Source organism: Streptomyces sp. AM6-12 (genome assembly GCF_044327085.1).
In the GTDB taxonomy this organism is placed as follows: domain Bacteria; phylum Actinomycetota; class Actinomycetes; order Streptomycetales; family Streptomycetaceae; genus Streptomyces.
Genome location: NZ_JBIQWN010000001.1, coordinates 4,866,952 through 4,893,373 on the forward strand (window position 1 = coordinate 4,866,952; position 26,422 = coordinate 4,893,373).

The 26,422-nt window shown below is 70.1% G+C and carries 21 protein-coding genes and 2 tRNA genes; 18 read left to right on the forward strand and 5 right to left on the reverse strand.

Translation table 11 applies throughout. The annotated features are described in order from the left end of the window. The first annotated feature begins 10 nt into the window (after positions 1-10). Positions 11-1,441 (forward strand): DUF6177 family protein, encoded by a 1,431-nt coding sequence (locus ACE4Q9_RS22075; protein WP_397985953.1) that lies wholly within the window; start codon positions 11-13, stop codon positions 1,439-1,441. 81 nt (positions 1,442-1,522) lie between these two features. On the opposite strand, the gene ACE4Q9_RS22080 is transcribed toward ACE4Q9_RS22075, so the two are convergent. Beyond that, entirely contained in the window at positions 1,523-2,710 is a 1,188-nt protein-coding gene (locus ACE4Q9_RS22080; RefSeq protein WP_397985954.1) for an acyltransferase family protein, read from the reverse strand. A gap of 461 nt (positions 2,711-3,171) precedes the next feature. On the opposite strand from ACE4Q9_RS22080, the gene ACE4Q9_RS22085 reads away from it, so the two are divergent. After that, the gene (locus ACE4Q9_RS22085; RefSeq protein WP_397985955.1) at positions 3,172-3,366 is read left to right on the forward strand and encodes a hypothetical protein; all 195 of its coding nucleotides are present in this window, start codon (positions 3,172-3,174) and stop codon (positions 3,364-3,366) included. Positions 3,367-3,422: 56 nt separating this feature from the next. Here the strand turns inward: ACE4Q9_RS22085 and ACE4Q9_RS22090 are convergent, their stop codons facing one another. The 3 genes from ACE4Q9_RS22090 to ACE4Q9_RS22100 all read right to left on the reverse strand — a co-directional run bounded on the left by ACE4Q9_RS22090 (position 3,423) and on the right by ACE4Q9_RS22100 (position 4,716). Next, positions 3,423-4,061, reverse strand: coding sequence for a TetR/AcrR family transcriptional regulator C-terminal ligand-binding domain-containing protein (locus tag ACE4Q9_RS22090; RefSeq protein ID WP_397985956.1), 639 nt, complete (start codon positions 4,059-4,061; stop codon positions 3,423-3,425). Further along, a complete protein-coding gene (locus tag ACE4Q9_RS22095; protein WP_397985957.1) occupies positions 4,058-4,444 on the reverse strand; it encodes a VOC family protein in 387 nt (128 codons plus the stop codon). Before ACE4Q9_RS22095 ends, ACE4Q9_RS22090 begins: the two co-directional genes overlap by 4 nt. Positions 4,445-4,642: 198 nt before the next feature. Further along, positions 4,643-4,716 (reverse strand) — tRNA-Gly (locus tag ACE4Q9_RS22100). A 161-nt stretch (positions 4,717-4,877) separates the two neighbouring features. Here ACE4Q9_RS22100 and ACE4Q9_RS22105 point away from each other — a divergent pair. The 5 genes from ACE4Q9_RS22105 (at position 4,878) to clpX (ending at position 9,709) form a co-directional block, all read left to right on the forward strand. Continuing rightward, a tRNA-Pro gene (locus ACE4Q9_RS22105) sits at positions 4,878-4,954 on the forward strand. Between the two features lie 211 nt (positions 4,955-5,165). Beyond that, the gene (gene tig / locus ACE4Q9_RS22110; RefSeq protein WP_397985958.1) at positions 5,166-6,536 is read left to right on the forward strand and encodes a trigger factor; all 1,371 of its coding nucleotides are present in this window, start codon (positions 5,166-5,168) and stop codon (positions 6,534-6,536) included. Positions 6,537-6,911: 375 nt separating this feature from the next. Beyond that, positions 6,912-7,517, forward strand: coding sequence for an ATP-dependent Clp protease proteolytic subunit (locus tag ACE4Q9_RS22115; RefSeq protein WP_397987296.1), 606 nt, complete (start codon positions 6,912-6,914; stop codon positions 7,515-7,517). A 70-nt stretch (positions 7,518-7,587) separates the two neighbouring features. Beyond that, on the forward strand, positions 7,588-8,253 hold the full coding sequence (locus ACE4Q9_RS22120) for an ATP-dependent Clp protease proteolytic subunit (protein WP_397985959.1): 666 nt from the start codon (positions 7,588-7,590) through the stop codon (positions 8,251-8,253). A gap of 169 nt (positions 8,254-8,422) precedes the next feature. Beyond that, positions 8,423-9,709, forward strand: a complete 1,287-nt coding sequence (clpX, locus tag ACE4Q9_RS22125) for an ATP-dependent Clp protease ATP-binding subunit ClpX (protein ID WP_093477665.1) — start codon at positions 8,423-8,425, stop codon at positions 9,707-9,709. Between the two features lie 116 nt (positions 9,710-9,825). Here clpX and ACE4Q9_RS22130 read toward each other — a convergent pair whose 3' ends face one another. Beyond that, complete coding sequence (locus ACE4Q9_RS22130; protein ID WP_397985960.1) at positions 9,826-10,872, reverse strand: hypothetical protein; 1,047 nt, start codon at positions 10,870-10,872, stop codon at positions 9,826-9,828. Positions 10,873-11,009: 137 nt separating this feature from the next. Here ACE4Q9_RS22130 and ACE4Q9_RS22135 point away from each other — a divergent pair, with 137 nt between their 5' ends. The 11 genes from ACE4Q9_RS22135 to ACE4Q9_RS22185 all read left to right on the forward strand — a co-directional run bounded on the left by ACE4Q9_RS22135 (position 11,010) and on the right by ACE4Q9_RS22185 (position 26,419). Continuing rightward, positions 11,010-13,634, forward strand: a complete 2,625-nt coding sequence (locus ACE4Q9_RS22135; protein ID WP_397985961.1) for a valine--tRNA ligase — start codon at positions 11,010-11,012, stop codon at positions 13,632-13,634. A gap of 58 nt (positions 13,635-13,692) precedes the next feature. Beyond that, positions 13,693-15,237: a bifunctional folylpolyglutamate synthase/dihydrofolate synthase gene (locus tag ACE4Q9_RS22140; RefSeq protein WP_397985962.1), complete on the forward strand. Its 1,545-nt coding sequence runs from the start codon at positions 13,693-13,695 to the stop codon at positions 15,235-15,237. Positions 15,238-15,247: 10 nt separating this feature from the next. Next, on the forward strand, positions 15,248-15,601 hold the full coding sequence (locus tag ACE4Q9_RS22145) for a DUF4233 domain-containing protein (protein ID WP_397985963.1): 354 nt from the start codon (positions 15,248-15,250) through the stop codon (positions 15,599-15,601). Between the two features lie 66 nt (positions 15,602-15,667). Next, positions 15,668-16,081, forward strand: coding sequence for a nucleoside-diphosphate kinase (gene ndk, locus ACE4Q9_RS22150; RefSeq protein WP_397985964.1), 414 nt, complete (start codon positions 15,668-15,670; stop codon positions 16,079-16,081). 208 nt (positions 16,082-16,289) lie between these two features. Beyond that, complete coding sequence (locus ACE4Q9_RS22155; RefSeq protein WP_046421714.1) at positions 16,290-17,309, forward strand: rod shape-determining protein; 1,020 nt, start codon at positions 16,290-16,292, stop codon at positions 17,307-17,309. A 180-nt stretch (positions 17,310-17,489) separates the two neighbouring features. Beyond that, entirely contained in the window at positions 17,490-18,500 is a 1,011-nt protein-coding gene (gene mreC, locus ACE4Q9_RS22160) for a rod shape-determining protein MreC (protein ID WP_397985965.1), read from the forward strand. Between the two features lie 13 nt (positions 18,501-18,513). Beyond that, the gene (gene mreD / locus ACE4Q9_RS22165) at positions 18,514-19,191 is read left to right on the forward strand and encodes a rod shape-determining protein MreD (RefSeq protein WP_397985966.1); all 678 of its coding nucleotides are present in this window, start codon (positions 18,514-18,516) and stop codon (positions 19,189-19,191) included. Positions 19,192-19,358: 167 nt separating this feature from the next. Next, a complete protein-coding gene (gene mrdA / locus ACE4Q9_RS22170; protein WP_397985967.1) occupies positions 19,359-21,617 on the forward strand; it encodes a penicillin-binding protein 2 in 2,259 nt (752 codons plus the stop codon). Further along, on the forward strand, positions 21,614-22,810 hold the full coding sequence (gene rodA, locus ACE4Q9_RS22175) for a rod shape-determining protein RodA (RefSeq protein ID WP_397985968.1): 1,197 nt from the start codon (positions 21,614-21,616) through the stop codon (positions 22,808-22,810). Before mrdA ends, rodA begins: the two co-directional genes overlap by 4 nt. 77 nt (positions 22,811-22,887) lie before the next feature. After that, on the forward strand, positions 22,888-24,387 hold the full coding sequence (locus tag ACE4Q9_RS22180) for a CHAD domain-containing protein (protein WP_397985969.1): 1,500 nt from the start codon (positions 22,888-22,890) through the stop codon (positions 24,385-24,387). A 70-nt stretch (positions 24,388-24,457) separates the two neighbouring features. Continuing rightward, on the forward strand, positions 24,458-26,419 hold the full coding sequence (locus ACE4Q9_RS22185; protein ID WP_397985970.1) for a TIGR03960 family B12-binding radical SAM protein: 1,962 nt from the start codon (positions 24,458-24,460) through the stop codon (positions 26,417-26,419). Positions 26,420-26,422: the final 3 nt, after the last annotated feature.

Below are 26,422 nucleotides of genomic sequence, written 5' to 3' on the forward strand. Positions count from 1 at the left end.
CGGGAAGACCATGACGAAGGACGTCGTCGCTCTCACCAGGAAGATGCCCGACCCGCTCAGCGTGCTCGCGGCCCTGCTCGCCGGCGGCCCGGACGTACTGGCCGGCGCGGCGGGGGACGGCGCGGTGGTGCGGCTCTGCGACCCCCAGGGCCGCCCCCTGGTCTCCGTCGAGGCACCTCTGCTGGTGCAGGTCAGGGGAGAGGCACGGCGGCTGCTCGGGGCGAGCGAGCCGGAGCCGCCGTACTGGTGGACGGAGGCCCGCGCCACCACCGGGGTCAAGCAGGCCGAGGAACTCGCCGGGACCTTCGCGGCCCGGATCGCCACCCTGGTCGGCGGCACCGCCTGGCCGAGGGAGGCGGCGCGCTCGCTGGCCGTGGTGAGGACGGACGGGATCCGCGCGGTGCCGGCCCCGGCCGCGGCGCAGCCCGCCGTGGACGTGCTCACCGACAAAGTCGCCGTGGTGATCCAGGACCGCCCGGTGGTCGCGATGACCGCCTGGCTCTCGGACGCCTTCCGGGCCGTCGCCGACGCCGGACTCGGCCTCCAGATCGTCACCCCCGCCGGTACCCGGCTCTCCCCGGCGGTCCGCAACAGCCTGCCGGGCTGGCCCTCGCGCTGGGTCGTGCAGGACGAGCGGGACGGCTACTACGACGGCCTGTCCGGAGCCGTACTGCACTGGCACGACGGCATGTTCGCGCCGGTCCCGTCCCCGGACCCGGAGGCGACCCCGGAGGACCCCCGCACTCCGATGGCGAAGGCGTTCGCCCCCGCGTCCGCGGACGACGGCGAACGCCAGCTGGCCGTGTCCTTCCGGGCCGTGCACCCGGCGGACGAACGGCTCGTGCTCGGCGGCGCCCTGGCGGCCGTATGGCGTGAACTGACCGGCGAGCCGCCGGCCGGCTGGGGCACCGAGGAGCCCGTCAACCTGCCGTGGTCGCCGCGGGCGCTGACGGACGTGGCGTACGAGCGGGCGCCCCGGCCGACCTGGCTGGTGGCCGTCGGCAGCCCCGAGCGACCCGCACTCGCGACGGTCCGGATCAGCCGGACCGAGGGCGGGGTGGAGGAGGACGTCACGCTGGCGTTCGGCTACGGGCCGGACGAGGAACTTCCGGCGGAGACCGCCGTGGTCCGGGCGGCCGAGGTCCTCGCCACCCGGCACGACCTCCAGTCGATGCTGGTCCAGGTCCGCCGGGCCCGCCGTGATCTGTCCGTGCCGCCGCGCTTCGAGGGGCCCGGCGTCCCCTACGCCTTCGTGCTCGGCGCCGACGAGGTGCGGGAGATGCCCGGCGACCGGGCCCGGCGCACCCCGCTGCCCCGGCAGCCGCGCGAGCTGGGCCCGAAGCGCCGCCCGGCGTTGTACTACCCCTTGCCGGGCAACCCCTCGGACCTGTCGGGATGGGCGGACTTCGACCGGCTGATGAGGCACCTCAAGGGCAGCTGAGGGGCCTCGTCGGCGCCCGGCATCGGGCGCCCGGCTTCGGCCTCGGCGGGTGGCTTCGGCGGGTGGCTTCGGCTCCCGCCCTCAGACGCCCGCCTTCACCGGCTCCCGCTCCTTGCCCTGCCGTTCGCGGGCCAGCTGCGTCGCGTCCTGGACGAAGGCCCACGCCATCCTGGGTTCCATGGCGAAGCGGAACACCCGCTGCACCGGCTTGGTGCACAGCACCGTGACGGTGGCCACCGCGAGGACGGTGACGACGGCCGAGCCGTAGTCGCCGTAGCGCAGGGCGATGTCGAAGCCGCCCAGGAAAAGCACGCTCTTGATCACGAAGCCGTGCAGCAGATAGCCGTACAGCGTGCCCGCGCCGAGCGCGGTGAACCAGGTACGGCGGCCCGGCACCCAGGCCAGGAAGCAGGCGGTGAGCAGCACGGCGCAGCCGAACATGGCCAGCGTCATCAGCGGCCCGATCCACCAGGGGGCGCCCAGTTCCTGCGCGGAGTCCTGCCGGTAGAACCAGTTGTCGTTCATGTGCGGCGCGGTCCACCAGCCGATGGCCAGCGCCGCCGCGAACACCGGCAGCGACAGGATCCGCATCCGCCGGGTGCGCATCAGCGCGAAGTGCTCCGGCTTCAGCAGCAGTCCGAGGACGAAACACGGCAGGAACTGGAGGATGCGGCCGAAGTCCAGGCTGTCGTCGACCCCCGGCGTGACCGAGCCGAGCATGGCGAGCCCGAGCGCGACCGGCAGCGGCCAGCGCACCAGCTTCCACAGGGGACTGGTCATCCGCCACACGAACAGCGCGAGCAGGAACCACGTCAGGTAGTACGGCGAGAACAGGTTGATCGGACCGTCCATGTGGCCCGCGTACCGCTTGAACAGCGAGTAGGCGAGCTGGAACAGCACATACGGCACGGCGACGCCGGTGACCAGGCGCTTCAACCGGTCCGGGCGCATGTCGAAACTGCGCGAGAAATAGCCGGAGATGACGATGAACGCCGGCATGTGGAAGGTGTAGACGACGTTGTACAGGTCTTCGAGGGCCCGGTTGTCGGTCTTCAGGGGGGACCAGGAGTGCCCGATCGCGACCAGCGCGATGGCCAGGTACTTGGCGTTGTCGAAGAACGGATCGCGTTCTTTGCCGGGTCTGACCGCCTTCGCCGGCTCCTCCTGCGGGCGCTGTGGGGCGCGCGGTCCGGGCACTCCGTCCGCCGGCGACTGTGCCGGGGGGAGTGGCCGTGGGTTCTGGCCGGGGGAGGAGGCGGCGTCAAACATCTCAGGCACCCTAGCGTCGTCGGCGGGATTCCGTAAAACCCCCCACGTCATTCCTCGTTATCGCCTTCGTATGCCCCGGGACTTTCCGAACTCGCCTCCCTGGTGCACGTGATGATGCACACACAGAGGTCCGCCGTTGGCCCCCGATGTCCAGATTCATCCCCAATAATTGGGGCATACCGCACCTCGGCTCTCGCAGGTTGTCATACGGGTGACAACAATTCGAATTACCTGCACACGAGATGTGTGGACATGGAAACGAACCGGCCCGATTTCGGCCGGAGTACCGTGCGGGCGTCCTTCGAATTGCAGTGCGGTGCGTCGCCCGCGCCGGGACGGCCGGTACGACATCCCGTCAGCGGCCGCATGGAGCAGGCCCGTTGGTGGCACGATGGTTCTGGCGGGGGTGCGGGCCGTATCCCCGGGCCGGGAGCGGGACCGACCGAGGGTTGTGATCAGTTGTGGCCATTTCGCTGTCCGTAGTGGTGCTGTTGGCGGTCATCCTGGTGGTGCTCATCAGGGGGAAGAGTCTCAAGACCGGACCGGCCCTGGTGGCCGTCCTCTTCGGCTTCTTCCTGGCCTCCAGCGGGATGGCGCCGTCCATCCAGCGGTTCCTGAACTCGATAGCGGACTCGATCTCCTCGATCAAGTTCTGACCGGCCGCCGCTCGTGACCGAGGCCGGCCGCCGCTCGTGACCGAGGCCGGCCGCCGCTAGTGGAACCGGTGCCGCTGCTCGGCCGGCTGCCGGCTGATGAACACGAGGCGGTCGAAGTCCACGGCCACCCCGCGCAGCAGCAGGTCCACCAGCGCGCGCGCCGCCGGCGCGTCGACGGGTGCCTCGCCGAACAGCTCCCGCCGGTACACCACCGAGGCGAGCAGATCCACGAGCAGCTCGGGGTCCACGTCCGGCCGCAGATCGCCGCGGCCGAGGGCCCGCCGGATCGCGACCGCGGCGGCCGCCCGGCCGGGCCGTACGAGGCTGTGCAGCAGGTACTCGTGCAGCTCGGGTTCGCCGGAGCAGTCGGCGATCAGTGGCGCGAGCACCCCGGCCGGCAGCCGCTCGTGCAGCACTTCGGCGAGCAGCCGCACGCTCTGGTGCAGATCGCAGCGCGTGCAGCCGTTGTCCGGGGCGGGCGGTACGACGAGGACCGAGGCGAGCGCGTCGATCACCAGGCGCTGCCGCTGGGGCCAGCGGCGGCGGACGGCGGCCTTGCTGGTGCCCGCGACGGCCGCCACCTTCTCCAGCGCGAGCCCTCCGTATCCGTCCTCGCGCAGCAGCCGTACGGTCGCCGCCAGCACCGCCGCGTCGATCGCCGGGTCCCTGGGGCGCCCGCCGGCCGCGGGGCTCATCCGGCGGCGTCCTCGGGGTACCAGCGCAGCTCCACGGTGTTTCCCTCGGGATCGCGCACATAGATCGACTCGGCGGAACCCCGCGCGCCCCACCGCGGCACGGGCCCCTCGATCACGTCGAAGGTGCCGGAGTCGACGACCTCCTGCCAGTCCAGCGGGTCCACCACCAGGCAGATGTGGTCGACGTTGGACTCGCCGCGGGGCCGCTCGAACAGATCGATGACGGTGGTGGGGCTGACCCGCACCGACGGAAACGACACCTCTCCGGCCCGCCACTCCTCGACTCGCTCCCCGGCGAGCCCCAACACCCCGGTGTAGAACGCCAGCGCCCGCTCGACGTCCGAGACGTTGAGCACCAGATGATCGAAGTCCTTGACCCGCATGATCTCTCCCCCTGCGTATCCGAGTTACGTTCCGAACCGGTCCGGAACGTAACTCACCCCGGACGGCTCCCGTAACGTCGAAGGTCTCGGAGCGGTGCTTACTGTGAGCGGGGGAGGAGGGGGCCCGCGTCGGCCGGCTGACGGCAAAGGCCCAGGTGGAGGGGGTAAATTCACCCTCTGACCTGGGCCTTCGCCGGATGGAGCGGGCGACGGGAATCGAACCCGCGTAGCTAGTTTGGAAGACTAGGGCTCTACCATTGAGCTACGCCCGCAGCGTTGCGCCGCAGGTCCGGGGACCGCGGCACTCAGGCATCGTAGCGGGTCGTCCGCCGCTTGGGCCAACACGTTCCGTCCGCGGACACCACGCGCCCCGCCTCGGGGAATGCGGCCGACGCGGACCGCCCGGCCATGTACCCTACGTGTCGCACACGAACGGGGTGTGGCGCAGCTTGGTAGCGCGTCCGCTTTGGGAGCGGAAGGCCGTGGGTTCAAATCCCGCCACCCCGACCACCGATCGGCCCTGCGGCCGACTACTGGCCGCGTTCCGCCGGCGGCGCCACGGAGATCGCCTTTTGGGGCGCCGAACGCCTGCGGTTACTATGCAAGCTGCACGCCCGTGTGCCCCGGCCCTCACGGCCTACGTACTCCTCCGGGCGGCGAATCCGCCGGACCTGTCTGGCTCCGGCAGAACCCAAGCAGTCAGCCACAAGGAGACCGAACCGTGAAGAGCGCCGTGGAGACCCTGAACCCGACCCGGGTTCGGCTCACTGTCGAGGTGCCCTTCGAGGAGCTCAAGGACAGCCTCGACGCGGCGTACAGCAAGATCAACCAGCAGGTCACGGTGAAGGGCTTCCGCAAGGGCAAGATCCCTGCCCGCGTCATCGACCAGCGGTTCGGCCGCGGTGCGGTCCTGGAGGAGGCGGTCAACGACGCGCTTCCGAAGTTCTACACCGAGGCGGTCAACGAGGCCGAGCTGAGCCCGCTGGGCCAGCCCGAGGTCGACATCACCGAGCTGAAGGACGGCGAGACGCTGAACTTCACCGCCGAGGTCGACGTCCGCCCGGCCCTCGAGATCCCGGACTACTCCGGCATCGAGGTCGAGGTCGACGCCATCGAGGTCACCGACGAGGACGTCGAGAAGTCGGTCGAGCAGCTGCGCGAGCGCTTCGCCTCCACCTCCCCGGTGGAGCGCGCCGCCGAGGACGGCGACGTCGTCACCATCGACCTGGAGGCCAAGGTCGACGGCGAGGTGCTGGAGGACGGCGTCGCGAACGGCGTCTCGTACACCATCGGCTCCGGTGAGCTACTGGACGGCATCGACGACGCCGTCAAGGGCCTGTCCGCCGGCGAGGAGAGCACCTTCACCTCCGAGCTGAAGGGCGGCTCCGCCGCGGGCAAGGAGGCCGAGGTCACCGTCAAGGTCACTCAGGTCGCCAAGCGTGAACTGCCGGAGCTGGACGACGACTTCGCGCAGCTCGCCTCCGAGTTCGACACCCTGGACGAGCTCAAGGCGGACAGCCGCAAGCGCCTCGCGAACATGAAGGAGTTCGACCAGGCCACGCAGGCCCAGGAGCGCGTCCTGGAGAAGCTCCTGGAGCTGGTCGAGGTCCCGGTCCCCGAGAAGCTGCTCGAGGACGAGGTCAACACCCGCAAGCACAACCTCGAGCACCACCAGCTCGGCCAGATGGGCCTGACCCTCGACAAGTACCTGGAGATCCAGGGCAAGACCGCCGAGGAGTTCGAGACCGAGACCCGTGAGGCCGCGGTCAAGGGCATCAAGACCCAGTTCGTCCTGGACGAGCTGGTCAAGAAGGAGCAGCTGAACGTCAACCAGGAGGAGCTCACCGAGCACCTCATGCGGCGTGCGGCCTCCTCCGGCATGTCCCCCGACCAGTTCGCCCAGGCCGTCGTCGAGGGCGGCCAGGTGCCGCTCCTGGTCGGCGAGGTCGCCCGCGGCAAGGCCCTGGCCGTCGTGGTCGAGGCCGCCACGGTCAAGGACACCAACGGCGAGATCGTGGACCTCGGCGACGACGAGGACGAGGCGACCGAGGCTCCCGAGGCCGAGGCCACCGAGGAGCCCACCGAGGCCTGAACCGCCTCACAGCACCTCTGAACCCCGCACGACGGGCCCCCGGGACTTCCCGGGGGCCCGTCGTCGTACCCCCCGCGGCCAAGCCGCTACAAGGGCACCTCGTCACCCGCACCCCGACGACGACCCTCACCCGCCCCCGATCCGCACTCCCCCCGATCCGCACCCGGCACCTCCTGATCCGCACCGGCCCCACCCGCGGAGCGCTACGCCCCCGGCGAACAGCCGCTACTCCGGGATTCCCCGAAGGTGCCCGAGCGTTAGGGTCCATGAGTACGGGGGCAGGGGAGTCTCCTGAAACTCCCGAACCCCCGGCAGGACGACGTGAGACGGCCCGGCGCCGTCGTGAGACGAGCAGGTGGATACGTGACGAATCTGATGCCCTCCGCCGCCGGCGAGCCCTCCATCGGTGGCGGCCTCGGCGACCAGGTCTACAACCGGCTGCTCGGCGAGCGGATCATCTTCCTCGGCCAGCAGGTCGACGACGACATCGCCAACAAGATCACCGCTCAGCTGCTGCTCCTCGCCGCTGACCCGGACAAGGACATCTACCTCTACATCAACAGCCCCGGTGGCTCGGTGACGGCCGGCATGGCGATCTACGACACCATGCAGTACATCCCGAACGACGTGGTCACCATCGCGATGGGCATGGCGGCCTCCATGGGCCAGTTCCTGCTCACCGGCGGCGCCGCGGGCAAGCGCTTCGCGCTGCCGCACGCGGACATCATGATGCACCAGGGTTCCGCGGGCCTCGGCGGTTCGGTCACGGACATCAAGATCCAGGCCGAGTACCTGCTGCGCACCAAGCGCCGCATGGCCGAGCTGACCGCGCTGCACTCCGGCCAGACCTTCGAGACGATCACCCGCGACGCCGACCGCGACCGCTGGTTCACCCCGGAAGAGGCCAAGGAGTACGGTCTCATTGACGAGATCATCACGAACGCCTCGGGTGTTCCGGGAGGCGGCGGCACCGGTGCCTGACCGGCCCGGCCACGCCACGCACCGCCACCACTCACGCCCCCCAGAACGCCACCAGGACGGTGAACATCCCATGAGCAACTTCCCCGGCGCGGCCAGCGGCCTGTACGAAGGGCCCCGGCCCGACGCCCGCTACGTGATCCCGCGCTTCGTCGAGCGCACCTCCCAGGGCGTCCGCGAGTACGACCCGTACGCGAAGCTCTTCGAGGAGCGCGTGATCTTCCTGGGCGTCCAGATCGACGACGCCTCCGCCAACGACGTCATGGCGCAGCTGCTGTGCCTGGAGTCGATGGACCCGGACCGGGACATCTCGATCTACATCAACAGCCCCGGCGGCGACATGACCGCCCTGACGGCGATCTACGACACGATGCAGTTCGTGAAGCCCGACATCCAGACGGTGTGCATGGGCCAGGCGGCCTCCGCCGCGGCCGTGCTGCTCGCCGCCGGCACTCCGGGCAAGCGCATGGCGCTGCCGAACTCCCGCGTGCTGATCCACCAGCCGGCCGGCTCCACCGGCCGCGGCCAGCTCTCCGACCTGGAGATCATCGCCAAGGAGTTCACCCGGATGCGCGAGCAGCTGGAGAACATGCTGGCCAAGCACTCGAACCAGCCGCTGGAGAAGATCCGCGAGGACATCGAGCGCGACAAGATCCTCACGGCCGAGGAGGCGCTGGAGTACGGCCTCGTCGACCAGATCATCTCCACCCGCAAGCTGAACAACGCCGAGGTCCGCTGACGCGGAGCGGCGCGCTCTCAAGCCCCCCACGGCAGGGCTCACGGCAAGTGAACCCTGCCAAGGGGGGCCCGAACATCGGGCCCGGCAAGGTACCGTCGGACATAAGGCAGCACCAGGAGCCGCTGGAACGCAGTGTCCAGGCGGCTCCCAGGCGAAGGGGAAGCACACCGTGGCACGCATCGGTGACGGCGGCGATCTGCTCAAGTGCTCGTTCTGCGGCAAGAGCCAGAAGCAGGTCAAGAAGCTCATCGCAGGGCCCGGTGTGTACATCTGCGACGAGTGCATCGATCTCTGCAACGAGATCATCGAGGAGGAGCTCGCCGAGACCAGCGAGGTGCGCTGGGAGGAGCTGCCCAAGCCCCGCGAGATCTACGAGTTCCTGGAGGGCTACGTGGTCGGCCAGGAGGCCGCCAAGAAGGCCCTGTCCGTCGCGGTGTACAACCACTACAAGCGGGTCCAGGCGGGCGAGAACGGCGGCGGGAGCGGCCGTGACGACGCCATCGAGCTGGCGAAGTCCAACATCCTGCTGCTGGGCCCCACGGGCTCCGGCAAGACCCTCCTCGCCCAGACCCTGGCCCGCATGCTGAACGTGCCGTTCGCCATCGCCGACGCGACCGCGCTGACCGAGGCGGGCTATGTCGGCGAGGACGTGGAGAACATCCTCCTCAAGCTCATCCAGGCCGCCGACTACGACGTCAAGAAGGCCGAGACGGGCATCATCTACATCGACGAGATCGACAAGGTGGCCCGCAAGAGCGAGAATCCGTCGATCACCCGCGACGTCAGCGGCGAGGGCGTGCAGCAGGCCCTGCTGAAGATCCTGGAGGGCACCACCGCCTCGGTCCCGCCGCAGGGCGGCCGCAAGCACCCGCACCAGGAGTTCATCCAGATCGACACGACGAACGTGCTGTTCATCGTGGGCGGTGCCTTCGCCGGTCTGGAGAAGATCATCGAGGCGCGCGCGGGCGCCAAGGGCATCGGCTTCGGCGCCACCATCCTCTCCAAGCGCGAGCTGGAGGCCAAGGACGTCTTCGAGGACGTCATGCCGGAGGACCTGGTCAAGTTCGGCATGATCCCCGAGTTCATCGGCCGGCTGCCGGTGATCACCTCGGTGCACAACCTGGACCGCGAGGCCCTGCTGAAGATCCTCGTCGAGCCGCGCAACGCGCTGGTCAAGCAGTACCAGCGCCTCTTCGAACTCGACGGCGTGGAGCTGGACTTCGAGCGTGAGGCCCTGGAGGCCATCGCCGACCAGGCCATCCTCCGCCAGACCGGCGCCCGCGGCCTGCGCGCCATCATGGAGGAAGTCCTCCAGGGCGTGATGTACGAGGTCCCGTCCCGCAAGGACGTCGCCCGCGTCGTCATCACCGCCGACGTGGTCCTCTCGAACGTCAACCCGACCCTGATCCCGCGTGACGCCCGCGGCCGGGGCTCGGGCGAGCAGAAGACGGCGTAACCAGCCGCCCGTACGACGCTGAAGGGGCCCCGGTCACCGGACCGGGGCCCCTTTCGCGCGCCTTGGGGGTGTTCGGCAGGCCGACAAGAAGCCAACAGGCTTGTCTGCCAGAGCGGTTACGCCTTGACCCGCACGTCGTTGCGCAGCTTCGCCGTCAGGTCCGCCGTGTCGTCCAGGGAGCCGGCCTGGCCCGAGGCGAGGGAGGCCACGCTGTAGTTCGTCACGAGCGCGACGGTGCTGTGGTCGCCCCAGATGCACACCGGCATCTTGAAGCTCTTGGGCATGCCGGCGTCCGAGGACGAGGAGTCGGTGCTGTCGATCTGCGCCATCTGGCACTTCATGACGCCGTTGGAGAACCCGGCCGGATGGACGGTCTCCGGGCTGCCGATCAGCTTGCCCGTGACGCCGGAGTCGCTCTGGTCCTTCGACGCCTCCGACTTGGCCTTGGCGAACATGGCGTCCACCACGCTCTCGGGGTCGTCGATGGTGCCGTACACCCCGCTGAGGGACAGGCCCTTCTTCGTCAGCCCGGTCCCGGACTCGTAACCGGCGCTGACCTCGGTGGGGTTCTTCACGCCCCACTTCTGGAAGTCCGACTTGTCGGAGTCGTCGAACCCGCCCGAGGTCCCGTCCGAGCCGTCCTGCTTGGTGTACGTCCCGTTGATCACCGAGCTCGGGGTGATCAGCTTGTGCGGACCGTCGTCCGCGACGCTGCCGCCACCGTCGCTGCCGCCACCGAGCAGGACGGCCACGCCCACCACGATCGCCGCCACGACCACGACCGAGCCGATGATCAGAGCGGCCTTCTTCTTGCCGCCGCCCGGCTGGGGCGGCTGCGGCATGCCGCCGTACGGCTGCTGCTGACCGTAAGGAGCCTGGCCGTAGGGCTGCTGGCCGTACGGGTTCTGCTGCGGGGGCGTCCCCGGCTGCTGGGGGTAGCCGTAGCCCGGCTGCGGCGGGGCCTGCTGCGGGTAGCCGTAACCGGGCTGCGGCGGCGCCTGGGGCGGGGCCTGCGGCGGCTGTCCGTACGGGCCGGCCGGGGGCTGCTGGCCGTACGGACCGGGCTGCGGCGGCTGTCCGTACGGGCCGGGCTGCCCCGGCGGGCCGTAGGGGCCCGGCTGCTGGGGTGGCTGGCCGTACGGGCCCGGCTGGTTGGTGCTCATCTCTGGGATCCCCCTAGGACGCTTATATGTCCCTGACATCCTGAACCAGCCCGCGAGGGCGCAGGGCACCGGGGGCCGCACCGTTACAGAACAAACGCGTTTCGGGACCCGCCCGTGACCCCTCTAAACTGACCCCCGTGACCGAGAACGCTCAGCAGCAGCCACCCGCGCCCGACCCCGAACTGCCGACCCAGTACGCGCCGGCCGATGTAGAGGGGCCGCTGTACGAGCGCTGGGTAGAGCGGGGCTACTTCGAGGCGGACGCGACGAGCGACAAGCCGCCGTACACCGTCGTCATCCCGCCGCCCAACGTCACCGGCTCCCTCCACCTGGGCCACGCCTTCGAGCACACGCTCATCGACGCCCTGACCCGCCGCAAGCGCATGCAGGGCTACGAGACCCTGTGGCAGCCCGGCATGGACCACGCCGGCATCGCCACCCAGAACGTGGTCGAGCGCGAGCTCGCCAAGGAGGGCAAGTCCCGCCACGACCTGGGCCGCGAGGCGTTCGTCGAGCGCGTCTGGAAGTGGAAGGGCGAGTCCGGTGGTCAGATCTCCGGCCAGATGCGCCGACTCGGCGACGGCGTCGCCTGGTCCCGCGAGCGCTTCACCATGGACGAGGGCCTCTCCCAGGCCGTCCAGACCATCTTCAAGCGGCTGTACGACGACGAGCTGATCTACCGCGCCGAGCGCATCATCAACTGGTGCCCGCGCTGTCTGACGGCCATCTCGGACATCGAGGTGGAGTACCAGGACGACGACGGCGAGCTGGTCTCCATGCGGTACGGCGACGGGGACGACTCGATCGTCGTCGCCACCACGCGCGCCGAGACGATGCTCGGCGACACCGCCGTCGCCGTCCACCCCGAGGACGAGCGCTACCGGCACCTCGTCGGCAAGCTCATCAAGCTCCCGCTGACCGACCGCTCCATCCCGGTCGTCGCCGACGCCCACGTCGACCCCGAGTTCGGCACCGGCGCCGTCAAGGTGACCCCGGCGCACGACCCGAACGACTTCGAGATCGGCCAGCGCCACGACCTGCCGTCCATCACCGTGATGGACGAACACGCCGTGATCACCGTCCACGGCCCCTTCCAGGGCATGGACCGCCTGGAGGCCCGCTCCGCCATCGTCGCCGCGCTGCGCGCCGAGGGCCGGATCGTCGCCGAGAAGCGGCCGTACGTCCACTCGGTCGGCCACTGCTCGCGCTGCAAGACCACCATCGAGCCGCGCCTGTCCATGCAGTGGTGGGTCAAGGTCGGCCCGCTCGCCAAGGCCGCGGGTGACGCGGTCCGCGAGGGCAAGGTCAAGATCCACCCGCAGGAGATGGAGAAGCGGTACTTCGACTGGGTCGACAACCTCCACGACTGGTGCATCTCGCGGCAGTTGTGGTGGGGCCACCGGATCCCGGTGTGGTACGGCCCCGAGGGCGAGGTCGTCTGCGTCGGCCCCGGCGAGCAGCCGCCCGCCGGCGAGGGCTGGCACCAGGACACCGACGTCCTCGACACCTGGTTCTCCTCCGGCCTGTGGCCCTTCTCCACCCTGGGCTGGCCGGAGCGGACCGAGTCGCTCGCGAAGTTCTACCCGAACTCCGTCCTGGTCACCGGCTACGACATCCTCTTCTTCTGGGTCGCCCGGATGATGATGTTCGGCCTGTACGCGATGGACGGCACCCCGCCGTTCCACACCATCGCCCTGCACGGCATGGTCCGCGACCAGTTCGGCAAGAAGATGTCGAAGTCCTTCGGCAACGCGGTCAACCCGCTGGACTGGATGGACAAGTACGGCAGCGACGCCCTGCGCTTCACGCTGGCCCGCGGCGCCAACCCCGGCGTCGACGTGCCGATCGGCGAGGACTGGGTCCAGGGCTCGCGCAACTTCGCCAACAAGATCTGGAACGCGACGCGCTTCGCGCTGATGAACGGCGCGACGGTCGAGGGCCCGCTGCCGGACGCCTCGAAGCTGTCCGCGACGGACCGCTGGATCCTCTCCCGGCTCAACTCGGTCGTGGCCGAAGTAAACGCGCTGTACGAGGACTTCCAGTTCGCCAAGCTGTCGGACGCCCTGTTCCACTTCGCGTGGGACGAGGTCTTCGACTGGTACGTCGAGCTGTCCAAGACCGTCTTCCAGGCGGGCGGCGAGCCGGCCGAGGTCTCCAAGCGGGTCCTCGGCGAGGTCCTGGACGTCACCCTGAAGCTGCTGCACCCGGTGGTCCCGTTCGTCACGGAGACGTTGTGGACGACGCTGACCGGCGGCGAGTCCATCGTCATCGCCGAGTGGCCGGCCGACAGCGGGTTCCGCGACGCGGCCGCCGAACAGGAGATCTCCGCGCTCCAGTCGGTGATCACCGAGGTCCGCCGCTTCCGCGCCGACCAGGGCCTCCAGCCGGGCCAGCGGGTCCCGGCCCGGCTCACCCTGGACGGCACGTCGCTCGCCCCGCACGAGGCGGCCATCCGCCAGCTGCTGCGCCTCCAGCCGGAGGGCGACTCCTTCACGGCGACGGCCACCCTGCCGATCGCCGGCGCCGAGGTCGCCCTCGACCTCTCCGGCACCATCGACGTGGCCGCCGAGCGCAAGCGCCTGGCGAAGGACCTGGCCGCCGCGCAGAAGGAACGCCAGCAGGCCGAGGCCAAGCTGGGCAACGAGGCCTTCCTGGCCAAGGCCCCGGACCACGTCGTGGAAAAGATCCGCACGCGGCTCACGAAGGCCGACGAGGACATTTCGCGGATCGAGAGCCAGCTGGCGAAGCTGCCGCAGGCGTAACGGCCCGTACGGCCCGAAGGCCCCGGTACCGGCAAGGTGCCGGGGCCTTCGGGCACCCATGTCAGCGGGGCTCCGTAGACTGATACCCGTGAGCGACCTCCCGCACGAGAACGACCGGCCCGACCCCCTCGACTCCTTCGAGGAGATCATCGAGGCCGAGACCGACCGCGACCCCGACCTCGCCGTCATCGAGGCCGGCAGCCGTACCCTCCGTACCCAGGGCGGCGCGCCGCAGGCCGACGTGCCCGCGCGGCCCGAGGACCCGGAGGTCGACAAGGCGCTGCGCGAGGTCGAGGCGGAGCTGGCGACCCGCTGGGGCGAGACCAAGCTGGAGCCCTCGGTCAGCAGGATCTCCGCGCTGATGGACGTCCTGGGCGACCCCCAGCGCTCGTACCCCTCGATCCACATCACGGGCACCAACGGCAAGACCTCCACCGCCCGCATGATCGAGTGCCTGCTCGGCGCCTTCGAACTGCGCACCGGCCGCTACACCAGCCCCCACGTGCAGTCCGTCACCGAGCGGATCAGCCTGGACGGCGCCCCGGTCTCCGCCGAGCGCTTCATCGAGACCTACCAGGACATCAAGCCGTACATCGAGATGGTGGACGCCGCCCAGGAGTACCGGCTGTCCTTCTTCGAGGTCCTCACCGGCATGGCCTACGCCGCCTTCGCGGACGCGCCGGTCGACGTGGCCGTCGTGGAGGTCGGCATGGGCGGCTCCTGGGACGCCACCAACGTGATCGACGGCGACGTCGCCGTCGTCACCCCGATCGGCCTGGACCACACCGACCGCCTCGGCGGCACCACCGGGGAGATCGCCTGCGAGAAGGCCGGCATCATCAAGCAGGGCGCCACCGTCATCCTGGCCCAGCAGCCCGTGGACGCCGCCCAGGTGCTGCTGAAGAAGGCCGTGGAGGTCGACGCCACCGTGGCCCGCGAGGGCCTGGAGTTCGGCGTCATGGCCCGCCAGGTCGCCGTCGGCGGACAGATGCTCACCCTGCGCGGCCTCGGCGGCGAGTACCCCGAGGTCTACCTCCCGCTGCACGGCGCCCACCAGGCGCACAACGCGGCCGTGGCGCTCGCCGCCGTGGAGGCGTTCTTCGGCGTCGGAGCCCAGCGCGCCGAACCGCTGGACATCGACACCGTCCGCAAGGCGTTCGCCGCCGTCTCCTCGCCGGGCCGCCTGGAGGTCGTACGGCGGTCTCCCACCGTCGTCCTGGACGCCGCGCACAACCCGGCCGGCGCCGAGGCCACCGCGGAGGCGGTGCGCGAGGCGTTCGACTTCACGCGGCTGATCGGCGTGGTCGGTGCGAGCGGCGACAAGAACGTGCGCGGGCTGCTGGAGGCTTTCGAGCCGATCTTCGCCGAGGTCGTCGTCACCCAGAACTCCAGCCACCGCGCCATGGACGCGGACGAACTGGCCGCCATCGCCGTCGAGGTATTCGGCGACGAGCGGGTCCAGGTCGAACCGCGGCTGCCCGACGCCCTGGAGGCCGCGATCACGCTGGCCGAGGAAGAGGGCGAGTTCGCGGGCGGCGGGGTGCTGGTCACCGGTTCCGTCATCACGGTCGGCGAGGCCCGGCTGCTGCTGGGCAAGGGCTGAGGAGTCCGACGTGCGTACGCTCTGTTCATCCACGCTGATCGGCGAGTTCTTCGTCATCGGCTTCGCCGGTCTGGTCGCCATGAAGGACCCGAGCCTGTCGGTCTCCACCGTCTGGCTGGTCAGCGGCATCGCCATGGTCCTGTGCGTGCTGCTGTGCGGCATGGTGACCCGCCCCGGCGGCGTCGCCCTCGGCTGGGCCCTCCAGATCGCTCTGATCGCCTCCGGCGTCTTCGTACCGACCATGTACTTCATGGGCGCGGTGTTCGCGGCCCTGTGGTGGGCCTCGGTGCACTTCGGCCGGAAGGTGGACGAGGCGAAGGCCCGGTTCGCCGCCACCGCCGAGCCCCCGGCTGACGCTGCGTAACGGGCGCACGGACACGCCCTGTAACCTCGTCCCACCGCACACGTCCCACGCGTAAGGAGTCCCCCCGTGAGCCAGCGCACCCTCGTCCTGCTCAAGCCCGACGCCGTCCGTCGCGGCCTGACCGGCGAGATCATCAGCCGTATCGAGCGCAAGGCCGGCTGGCAGATCACCGCGCTGGAACTGCGCACCCTGGACCAGGACACGCTGGAGCAGCACTACGGCGAGCACAAGGGCAAGCCCTTCTACGAGCCGCTGGTCGCGTTCATGTCCTCCGGTCCCGTCGTCGCCCTGATCGTCGAGGGCGAGCGGGTCATCGAGGGCGTGCGGCAGCTGGCCGGCCCGACCGACCCGATCGCCGCCCAGCCCGGCTCCATCCGCGGCGACTTCGGCGTCATCGTCCGGGAGAACCTGATCCACGCCTCCGACTCCGAGGAGTCCGCCGAGCGCGAGGTGAAGATCTTCTTCCCGGCGCGCGCGTGATACCGGCGATAGAGGGAACGAGCGCCCCCGAACGCCCGTCTCCACAAGCGGGGCGGCCCGCCATCTGGTGACAATGGCCAGGACCCTCGCGCAGTGTTCGTGCAGGCGCGTTTACGATAGAGGCCTTCACGTCACAGCACCCGCCTCGCCTTGCCTGACATGCCCTCAAAAGCTCAGGAAGGCCAGATGAATCCGGATGGGGAACTCAATGTCGTTCATCGGCCGTGACATGGCTGTCGACCTCGGGACCGCCAACACGCTGGTGTACGTCAGGGGTCGCGGAATCGTACTGAACGAGCCGTCCGTCGTCGCGATCAACACCAACACCGGTGGCATCCTGGCGGTCGGCGCCGAAGCGAAGAAGATGATCGGCCGGACGCCGGGGAACATCGTGGCGGTCCGGCCGCTGAAGGACGGCGTCATCGCCGACTTCGAGATCACCGAGCGGATGCTGCGCTACTTCATCCTGAAGATCCACAAGCGTCGCTATCTGGCCCGCCCGCGTGTCGTCGTCTGTGTGCCCTCGGGCATCACGGGCGTCGAGCGCCGCGCGGTGATCGAGGCCTCCACCCAGGCGGGCGCCCGCCAGGTGCACATCATCGAGGAGCCCATGGCCGCGGCCATCGGCTCCGGCCTGCCGGTCCACGAGGCCACGGGCAACATGGTGGTGGACATCGGCGGCGGCACCACGGAGGTCGCGGTCATCTCCCTCGGCGGCATCGTCACGGCCCAGTCCATCCGGGTGGCGGGCGACGAGCTGGACAACGCGATCATCCAGTACATCAAGAAGGAGTACAGCCTTCTCCTGGGTGAGCGCACCGCCGAGCAGATCAAGATCACCATCGGTTCCGCGTACGAACTCGACTCCGACGAACACACCGAAGTGCGCGGCCGGGACCTGGTGTCCGGGCTGCCCAAGACCGTCGTCATCTCGGCCGCCGAGGTCCGCAAGGCGATCGAGGAACCGGTCAACGCGATCGTGGACGCGGTCAAGACGACCCTCGACAAGTGCCCGCCGGAGCTGTCCGGCGACATCATGGACCGGGGCATCGTGCTGACCGGCGGCGGCGCCCTGCTGCGCGGCCTGGACGAGCGGCTGCGCCGCGAGACCGGCATGCCGATCCACATCGCCGAGGACCCGCTGGACAGCGTGGCGCTCGGCTCCGGCAAGTGCGTCGAGGAGTTCGAGGCGCTCCAGCAGGTTCTGGACGCCCAGCCGCGTCGATGACACGGCGCACCGATTCCGCCGTACGAGACGTTCTCCTCTCGTACGGCGGATCGTTGATATAGAGGCATAAGCTCCCCCAAAGCTCCCCCCAATGGGCGGCTTGGATTTGCGCCGCATCTTTCGCGCTTTTTCCGGGGGGTCCCACGAATTCCTACTTGAGGAAGGGCACGGCCGCCGCACGTGAGGGACACCAAAGAGAGCCGGCTGCTCCTGGTCCTGCTGATCGCCATCGCGTTCGCGTTGATCACCGTGGATATCCGAGGAGGCCGGAACTCCCCGGTCGACGGTGCCCGGCAGGTCGCGGCCACCGTGTTCGGCCCGGTGGAGGACGGTCTGTCCTCGGCGGTCGACCCGGTCGGCAACGCCGTCTCCGCGATCCGCGACTCGGGCTCCCGGCACAGCAGACTCGCCACGCTGGAGAAGGAGAACGCGGCCCTCAAGGCGAAACTCGGCAGCGACGACCGCGACCGCAGCCGGCTCAAGCAGCTCGACGGCATGCTGAAGCTCGCGGGCGAGGGCCAGTACGGCATCAAGGGCGCCCAGGTCATCGCCATAGGGTCGGCGCAGGGCTTCTCCTGGACCATCACCATCGACGTCGGCGCGAGCGACGGCATCAAGCGGGACATGACGGTCCTCAACGCCGACGGCCTGGTCGGCCGGGTCACCACGGTCGGGCCCGACACCTCCACGGTGCTGCTCGCCAACGACCCGGACTTCACCGTCGGCACCCGGATGGAGGGCACCGACGAACTCGGCTTCGCCTCCGGGCAGGGCGACCGCCCGCTGCGCGTTCAGCTCCTCAACGGCAAGGCCGAGGTGAAGAAGGGCGACCGCCTGGTCACCTTCGGCTCGGAGTCCGACAAGCCATTCGTGCCCGGCGTGCCGGTCGGCGTGGTCTCGCGTGTCGACCCCTCCGGCGGCGGCCTGACCCGCACCCTGTACGTCACCCCGTACGTCAGCTTCACCAAGCTGGACGTCGTCGGCGTGGTCGTCCAGGCGCCGAAGAAGGACCCGCGCGACGAGGTCCTGCCGGCCAAGCCCAAGCCGGTCCCGACGCCCACCGTGACGGTCACGGTGACCCCGTCCGCGGGCACCGGCTCGGGCGGCGGGCAGAGCGACCGGTCGCCGGGCGACCAGTCGTCGGGCGGCCCGTCCCCGTCCGACGAACCGCAGACCGACGAGCAGCCGTAGGAGCCCCATCCCCATGCGTGTCAACCGGATCCTGCTCTCCGTGCCGCTGGTCGTGGTCGCCCTGGTGATCCAGGTGAGCGTCCTCGCCCGGCTCCATCTGCCGGGCGCCGTCCCCGATCTGCTGCTGCTGACCGTCCTCGGTCTGGCCATGGTGTACGGCCATGTCGGGGGCGCCCTCGTCGGGTTCGCCGCCGGTCTGCTGGCCGACCTGGCCCCGCCCGCGGACCACGCGGCCGGCCGCTACGCCCTGGTGCTCTGCGTGACCGGCTACTTCGCCGGGCTGGTCAAGCCGGACCACGGCCGGCTGCGGTCGGCGACCGGCCCGATGGCCGTGGTCGTCGTCGCCGCGATCGGCTCCACGCTGCTGTACGCCGGGGTCGGCGCCCTGGTCGGCGACACCGCCGCCCGCCATGTCGGCCTGCCCGGCCTGCTCATCTCGGCCGCCCTGTACGACCTGCTGCTGGCCCCCTTCGTGGTCCCGGCGGTGATGTGGCTGGCCCGCCGCGGCGAGCACGACCCGCTGGCCGAGACCGCCACCAGCGCCAAGGCGGCCGACATCTCCTCCGGCTGGCTGTCCTCCGGTACCGGGCTGCGCATCGGCAGCCAGCGCGGCGGACTCGGCGCGCTCAAGGCCAAGGCCCGCACCCGCTCCGCGCGGGTCGGCCGGATCAAGGGGGTCAAGCGGCTGTGAACGCGCGTCAGGCCCCCGGTGAACCGGGGCGATTCACTCGAACGGGTCGGCTTTCGCGGAACGCGGGCTCACAGACTGATCGTTCATCATTCGTACGCGCGCGGTCCGGTCGCACACACGTGCCGCGCGTCCGGACGTCCGTGCGCTGAGAGGGGGAGCAGCCCGCAGTGACCAACATCCCCGAGACCGGCCGGACCCCACGGGTCCAGATCCGGCTCGTCGTGATCCAGATCCTCGTCCTCTCCCTGCTCGGCACGCTCGGCGGCCGGCTGTGGTACCTCCAGATCCGGGAGGGCGCCCAGTACCAGAAGGAGGCGTCGGGCAACCACGTCCAGCAGGTCGTCCAGCCCGCCGTGCGCGGCGAGATCCTGGACGCCCGCGGTGTGCCCCTCGCGGACAACGAGACGCGGCTGGTGGTCTCCGCCTCCCGCACCGACCTGCTGAAGCAGAAGGACGACGGCAAGGCGGTCCTGACCAAGCTGGCCGGGGTCCTCGGCATGCCGACCGAGGACGTCATGCAGAAGGTCCGCCTCTGCGACGCCAAGACCCCCCAGCCGTGCTGGAACGGATCGCCGTACCAGCCCATCCCGATCACCGACAAGGCCACGCCCCGCCAGGCCCTCCAGATCCGCGAGCGCTCCGAGGACTTCCCCGGCATCACCGCCGAGCCGGAGGCCGTGCGCCGCTACCCGGGCCCCGGCAAGTCCAACACCGCGCAGGTCCTCGGCTATCTCTCCCCGGTCACCGACGACGAGATCCAGAAGGCCAAGGACACCAGCTCGCCCTATCTGCGCTCGGACATGGTCGGCCGCTCGGGCCTGGAGCGGGAGTACGACAAGGAGCTGCGCGGCAAGGCCGGCGTCACCCGCTACGAGGTGGACAACCTCGGCCGCGTCATCGGCAAGGCCAAGTCGGACGCCGCCCAGCCCGGTTCGAACCTGGTCACCAGCATCGACTCCCGCGTCCAGCGCGTCGCCGAGTACGAACTGGACAAGGCGATGAAGGCCGCCCGCACCCAGTACGACTCCATCACCGGCGAGAACTACAAGGCCGACTCCGGCGCCGTCGTGGTCATGGAGGCCAAGACCGGCCGCATCGTCGCCATGGCCTCCGCGCCCACGTACGACCCGAACGCCTGGGTGGGCGGCATCTCCGCCAAGGACTACAAGGCCCTCACCGGCAAGGACTCCGACTACCCGCTGCTCAACCGGGCCATACAGGGTCAGGCCGCGCCTGGCTCGACCTTCAAGGTGGTCTCCACGGCCGCCGCCGTCCAGGCGGGATACGCGTGGAACGGCGGCTACCCGTGCACCAGCGACTACCGGGTGGGCAACCAGGTCTTCAAGAACTTCGAGGGCGAGAACTTCGGCGACATCTCGCTGGGCCGCGCCCTGGAAGTTTCCTGCGACACCGTCTTCTACGGCATCGCCGACAAGGAGTGGAAGAAGGACGGCGGCATCAACCCCAAGAAGGGGCAACCGAAGGACTACTTCTTCAAGACCGCCCACCAGTTCGGCCTCGGCAAGCCGACCGGCATCGACCTGCCGAACGAGGTGGGCGGCCGCGTCCCGGACCGCCAGTGGAAGCTGGACTACTGGAAGGCCAACAAGGACTCCTGGTGCAGGACCGGCAAGAAGGACGGCACGTACGTCGAGAAGATCGCCTACGAGAACTGCCTCGAAGGCGACAAGATGCGCGAGGGTGACGAGATCAACTACTCCATCGGCCAGGGCGACACCCTCGTCACGCCGATACAGGAGGCGATGATCTACGGCGCCGTCGCCAACGGCGGCACCGAGTACGTCCCGACCATCGGCAAGGCGATCATCAGCCCCGACGGCAAGACCGTCCAGGAGATCAAGCCCAAGGTTGAGCGCAAGCTGCCGGTCACCCAGGCCACCCTGAAGGGCATGGACGACGCCTTCGCGGGCGTCATCACCCGCGGTACGGCCGCCTGGAAGTTCAGCGGCTGGCCGCAGGACAAGATCCCGCTGCACGGCAAGACCGGTACGGCGGAGGTCTACGGCAAGCAGACCACCTCCTGGATGGCCACCTACTCCAAGGACTACACGGTGATCATGACGATCGCCCAGGCCGGTACGGGTTCCGGAGCCTCCGGTGAGGCCGTGCGCAACATCTACAGCGCGCTCTACGGCGTCCAGGGCGACGGCTCCATCGACACCAGGAAGGCGCTGCTGCCCCAGCCGCAGCAGACCCTGCCCAAGGTCCGCACGGACGGCACCATCGCCGCCCCGGCCGTCCCCAAGGACCCGGCGAAGGACACCGAGGCCGCCCAGAAGAACAACCCGAGCAACGGCGGCGACCAGCAGCCCGCCGGCACCGCACCACCCACGAACACGAACGGCAACAGCAACACCCGAAGGCGCCCGCGCCGCAAGCGGGGAAGCCGGAGGATGCCCTCATGACCGGCGTGAACAGCTTCTCCGTCTCCGGGTACGGACCCGCGCGGGCCGGCTGGACCAAGATCTTCGCCCGCGACTCGCTGACGCGGCGCCTGGACTGGCCGATACTGCTGGCCGCGCTCGCCCTGTCGCTGATCGGCTCGCTGCTGGTCTTCTCGGCGACCCGCAACCGCACCGAGATCAACCAGGGAGACCCGTACTTCTTCCTGGAGCGGCACCTGATGAACCTGGGCATCGGGTTCGCCCTGATGGTCGCCACCCTCTGGCTGGGCCACCGCGCCCTGCGCAACGCGGTGCCGATCCTCTACGGCGCCTCGGTCCTGCTCGCCCTGGTGGTGCTCACCCCGCTCGGCGCGACCATCAACGGCCAGCGGAACTGGATCGTGATCGGCGGCTTCTCCGTCCAGCCCGCCGAGTTCCTCAAGATCGCCATCATCCTCGGCATGGCGATGCTGCTGTCCGCGCGGGTGGACGCGGGCGACAAGCCGTTCCCGGACCACCGCACGGTGGCGCAGTCGCTCGGCCTGGCCGCCGTGCCCTGCATGATCCTGCTGCTGATGCCGGACCTCGGTTCGGTGCTGGCGATGGTGGCCATCATCCTGGGCGTGCTGCTCGCCTCCGGCTCCTCCAACCGCTGGGTGTTCGGGCTGCTCGCCGCCGGGGTGGTGGGCTGTATCGCCATCTGGCAGCTGCACATCCTGGACCAGTACCAGATCAACCGCTTCGCGGCCTTCGCCAACCCGGACCTCGACCCGGCCGGCGTCGGCTACAACACCAACCAGGCCCGCATCGCCATCGGCTCCGGCGGGCTGACCGGCGCCGGGCTGTTCCACGGCTCGCAGACCACCGGCCAGTTCGTGCCCGAGCAGCAGACCGACTTCGTCTTCACGGTCGCGGGCGAGGAACTGGGCTTCCTGGGCGCCGGTTTCATCATCTTCCTGATCGGCGTCATCATGTGGCGCGCCTGCCGGATCGCGCGGGACTCGACCGAGCTGTACGGCACCATCGTGGCCGCGGGGATCGTGGCCTGGTTCGCCTTCCAGTCGTTCGAGAACATCGGCATGACCCTCGGCATCATGCCGGTCACCGGTCTGCCGCTGCCGTTCGTGTCGTACGGCGGGTCATCGATGTTCGCGGTGTGGGTGGCCGTAGGGCTCCTGCAATCGATCAAGGTGCAGCGGCCGATGTCGGCGTAAGACTCACGACCCGGCAGAGGGCGTCCCCGCGGGGACGCCCTCTGCCGTAGCCACCCGGCGCGCACTAGATTCGGTTCATGGCGGAGACGAAACGCGAGATCGAGCGCAAGTACGCATCCGATGACAGCGGGCTGCCCGACCTGACCGGCGTCGGCGGGGTGGCGGCCGTCCTCGACAAGGGCCTGGTCGAACTCGACGCCACCTACTACGACACCGCCGACCAGCGCCTCGCCGCCGCCTCGCTCACCCTGCGCCGCCGCACCGGCGGCTCGGACGCCGGCTGGCACCTCAAGCTGCCGGTCGCCCCCGGCGTCCGCGACGAGATCCGGGCCCCCCTCTCCGACACCCTGCCCCAAGAACTCGCCGCCCTGGTCCGCTCACGGGTCCGGGAGGCGGAGCTGGTCCCGCTGGTCCGGCTGCGCTCCGCCCGCGACGTACGCCATCTGGTGGACGCGGACGGCACCCTGCTGGCCGAAGCGAGCGTGGACGCCGTGACCGCCGAGCGGCTCACCGCCCCAGGCGGCACCTCACAGTGGACCGAGATCGAGATCGAGCTGGCCGACGGGGGAGACCCCGCCTTCCTCGACCAGGTGGAGAAACGGCTGGCCAGGGCGGGCGTACGGCCGTCCGCCTCGCCCTCCAAACTGGCCCGCGCCCTCGAACACACCGGGGGCCTGCGCCGCCCGCCCGGCACCTCCGCCGAGCCGGTCACCGCGGGCGACCACGTCCTCGCCTACCTCCGCGCCCAGCGGGACGCCCTGGTCGCCCTCGACCCCGCCGTCCGCCTCGGCACCCCCGACACCGTGCACCGGATGCGGGTCGCCACCCGCCGCGCCCGCGCCACCCTGCGCACCTTCCGCACCGTCCTCGACCGCGCCGCGACCGAACCCCTCGCCGCCGAGCTGAAGTGGCTCGCGGGGGAACTGGGCGTGGACCGCGACCAGGAGGTGCTGGCCGAGCGGCTGACCACGGCCCTCGACGCCCTCCCGCCCGGCCTGGCCACCGGCCCCGCCCGCGAGCGCCTCGCGTCCTGGGCGCGGGCCGGAGGCGCCGGCGCCCACGCCCACCTCGCCGGCGTCCTGGACTCTCCCCGCCACCTCGCCCTGCTGAACACCCTGGACGCCCTGCTCGCGGACCCGCCGCTGCGCAAGGCCGCCGCGCGGAAACCCAAGAAGGCGCTCGGCAAGGCCGTACACAAGGACCTCGCGAAGCTCACCACCCTCGTGGAGCGGGCGCTGGCCCTGCCGCCCGGCACGGAGCGCGACCTCGCCCTGCACGAGGCCCGCAAGAAGGCCAAGCGCACCCGGTACGCCGCGGAGGCCGCCACCCCCGCCCTCGGCGCCCGTGCCCGGGGTCTCACCGCCGCCATGAAGTCCCTCACCACCCTCCTCGGCGACCACCAGGACAGCGTCATGGCCCGCCGCACCCTGCGCGAGCTGGCCGCGGTCGCCCACGCGGCGGGGGAGAGCGCGTTCCCCTACGGGGTGCTGTACGGCAGGGAGGAGGCACGGGCGGCGGCAGCGGAGGCCGAACTGCCGAAGCGGTGGCGGAAGGCCGCGGACCGCTCCTCGGGCTGACCGTTCGGAAGAGGTCCTCGGGCGGGTTACGCTGGATGGTCCCCCCTGTCAGCTCATGAAGGTTCGCGAGATGCCTGTCGAGTCGGTTTTCCCGCAGCTCGAAGCTCTGCTCCCGCACGTGCAGAAGCCGATCCAGTACGTAGGCGGAGAACTCAACTCCACCGTGAAGGACTGGGACGAGTGCGACGTCCGCTGGGCACTCATGTACCCGGACGCGTACGAGGTCGGTCTGCCCAACCAGGGCGTCATGATCCTCTACGAGGTGCTGAACGAACAGGACGGCGTCCTCGCCGAGCGCACGTACAGCGTGTGGCCGGACCTGGAGGCGCTGATGCGCGAGCACCGCGTCCCGCAGTTCACGGTGGACAGCCACCGCCCGGTGAAGGCGTTCGACGTGTTCGGTCTCAGCTTCTCCACGGAGCTGGGCTACACGAACATGCTCACCGCGCTCGATCTGACCGGCATTCCGCTGGAGTCCAAGGACCGCACCGAGGACGACCCGATCGTCCTGGCCGGCGGCCACGCGGCGTTCAACCCGGAGCCGATCGCCGACTTCATCGACGCGGCGGTCATCGGCGACGGCGAGCAGGCCGTGCTGGACATGACCCGGATCATCCGCGAGTGGAAGGCCGAGGGCCGCCCCGGCGGCCGCGAGGAGGTCCTCTTCCGGCTGGCCAGGACGGGCGGGGTGTACATCCCGGCGTTCTACGACGTCGAGTACCTTTCGGACGGCCGGATCGCCCGTGTGGTGCCGAACCGGTCGGGCGTGCCGTGGCGGGTCTCCAAGCACACCGTCATGGACCTGGACGAGTGGCCCTACCCCAAGCAGCCCCTCGTGCCGCTCGCCGAGACCGTCCACGAGCGCATGTCGGTGGAGATCTTCCGCGGCTGCACCCGCGGCTGCCGCTTCTGCCAGGCGGGCATGATCACCCGCCCGGTGCGCGAGCGCTCGATCACGGGCATCGGCGACATGGTGGAGCGCGGCCTGAACGCGACGGGCTTCGAGGAGGTCGGCCTCCTCTCCCTGTCCTCCGCGGACCACTCGGAGATCGGTGACATCGCCAAGGGGCTGGCGGACCGCTACACGGACGACAAGATCGGCCTGTCGCTGCCCTCCACCCGCGTGGACGCCTTCAACGTCGACCTGGCCAACGAGCTGACCCGCAACGGCCGCCGCTCCGGACTGACCTTCGCCCCCGAGGGCGGCTCCGAACGCATGCGCAAGGTCATCAACAAGATGGTCTCCGAGGACGACCTGATCCGTACGGTCGCCACGGCCTACGGCAACGGCTGGCGGCAGGTGAAGCTGTACTTCATGTGCGGCCTGCCCACGGAGACCGACGAGGACGTGCTCCAGATCGCCGACATGGCGACCCACGTCATCCAGAAGGGCCGCGAGGTCTCCGGGTCCAACGACATCCGCTGCACCGTCTCGATCGGCGGCTTCGTCCCCAAGCCCCACACCCCCTTCCAGTGGGCCCCGCAGCTGTCGGCGGAGGAGACGGACGCGCGCCTGGAGAAGCTGCGCGACAAGATCCGCGGCGACAAGAAGTACGGCCGTTCCATCGGCTTCCGCTACCACGACGGCAAGCCCGGCATCGTGGAGGGCCTGCTGTCCCGCGGCGACCGCCGGGTCGGCGACGTCATCCGCGCGGTCTACGAGGACGGCGGCCGCTTCGACGGCTGGCGCGAGCACTTCTCCTACGACCGCTGGATGGCCTGCGCCGACAAGGCCCTCGCCGCCCACGGCGTGGACGTCGACTGGTACACCACCCGCGAGCGCACCTACGAGGAGGTCCTCCCCTGGGACCACCTCGACTCCGGCCTGGACAAGGACTGGCTCTGGGAGGACTGGCAGGACGCCCTCGACGAGACCGAGGTCGAGGACTGCCGCTGGACCCCGTGCTTCGACTGCGGCGTCTGCCCGCAGATGGACACCCACATCCAGATCGGCCCGACGGGCAAGAAGCTGCTGCCACTGACGGTCAAGAACGCTGGTCCGGCGCCGGCGGCGAGCGGGCACACGCACTGAGGT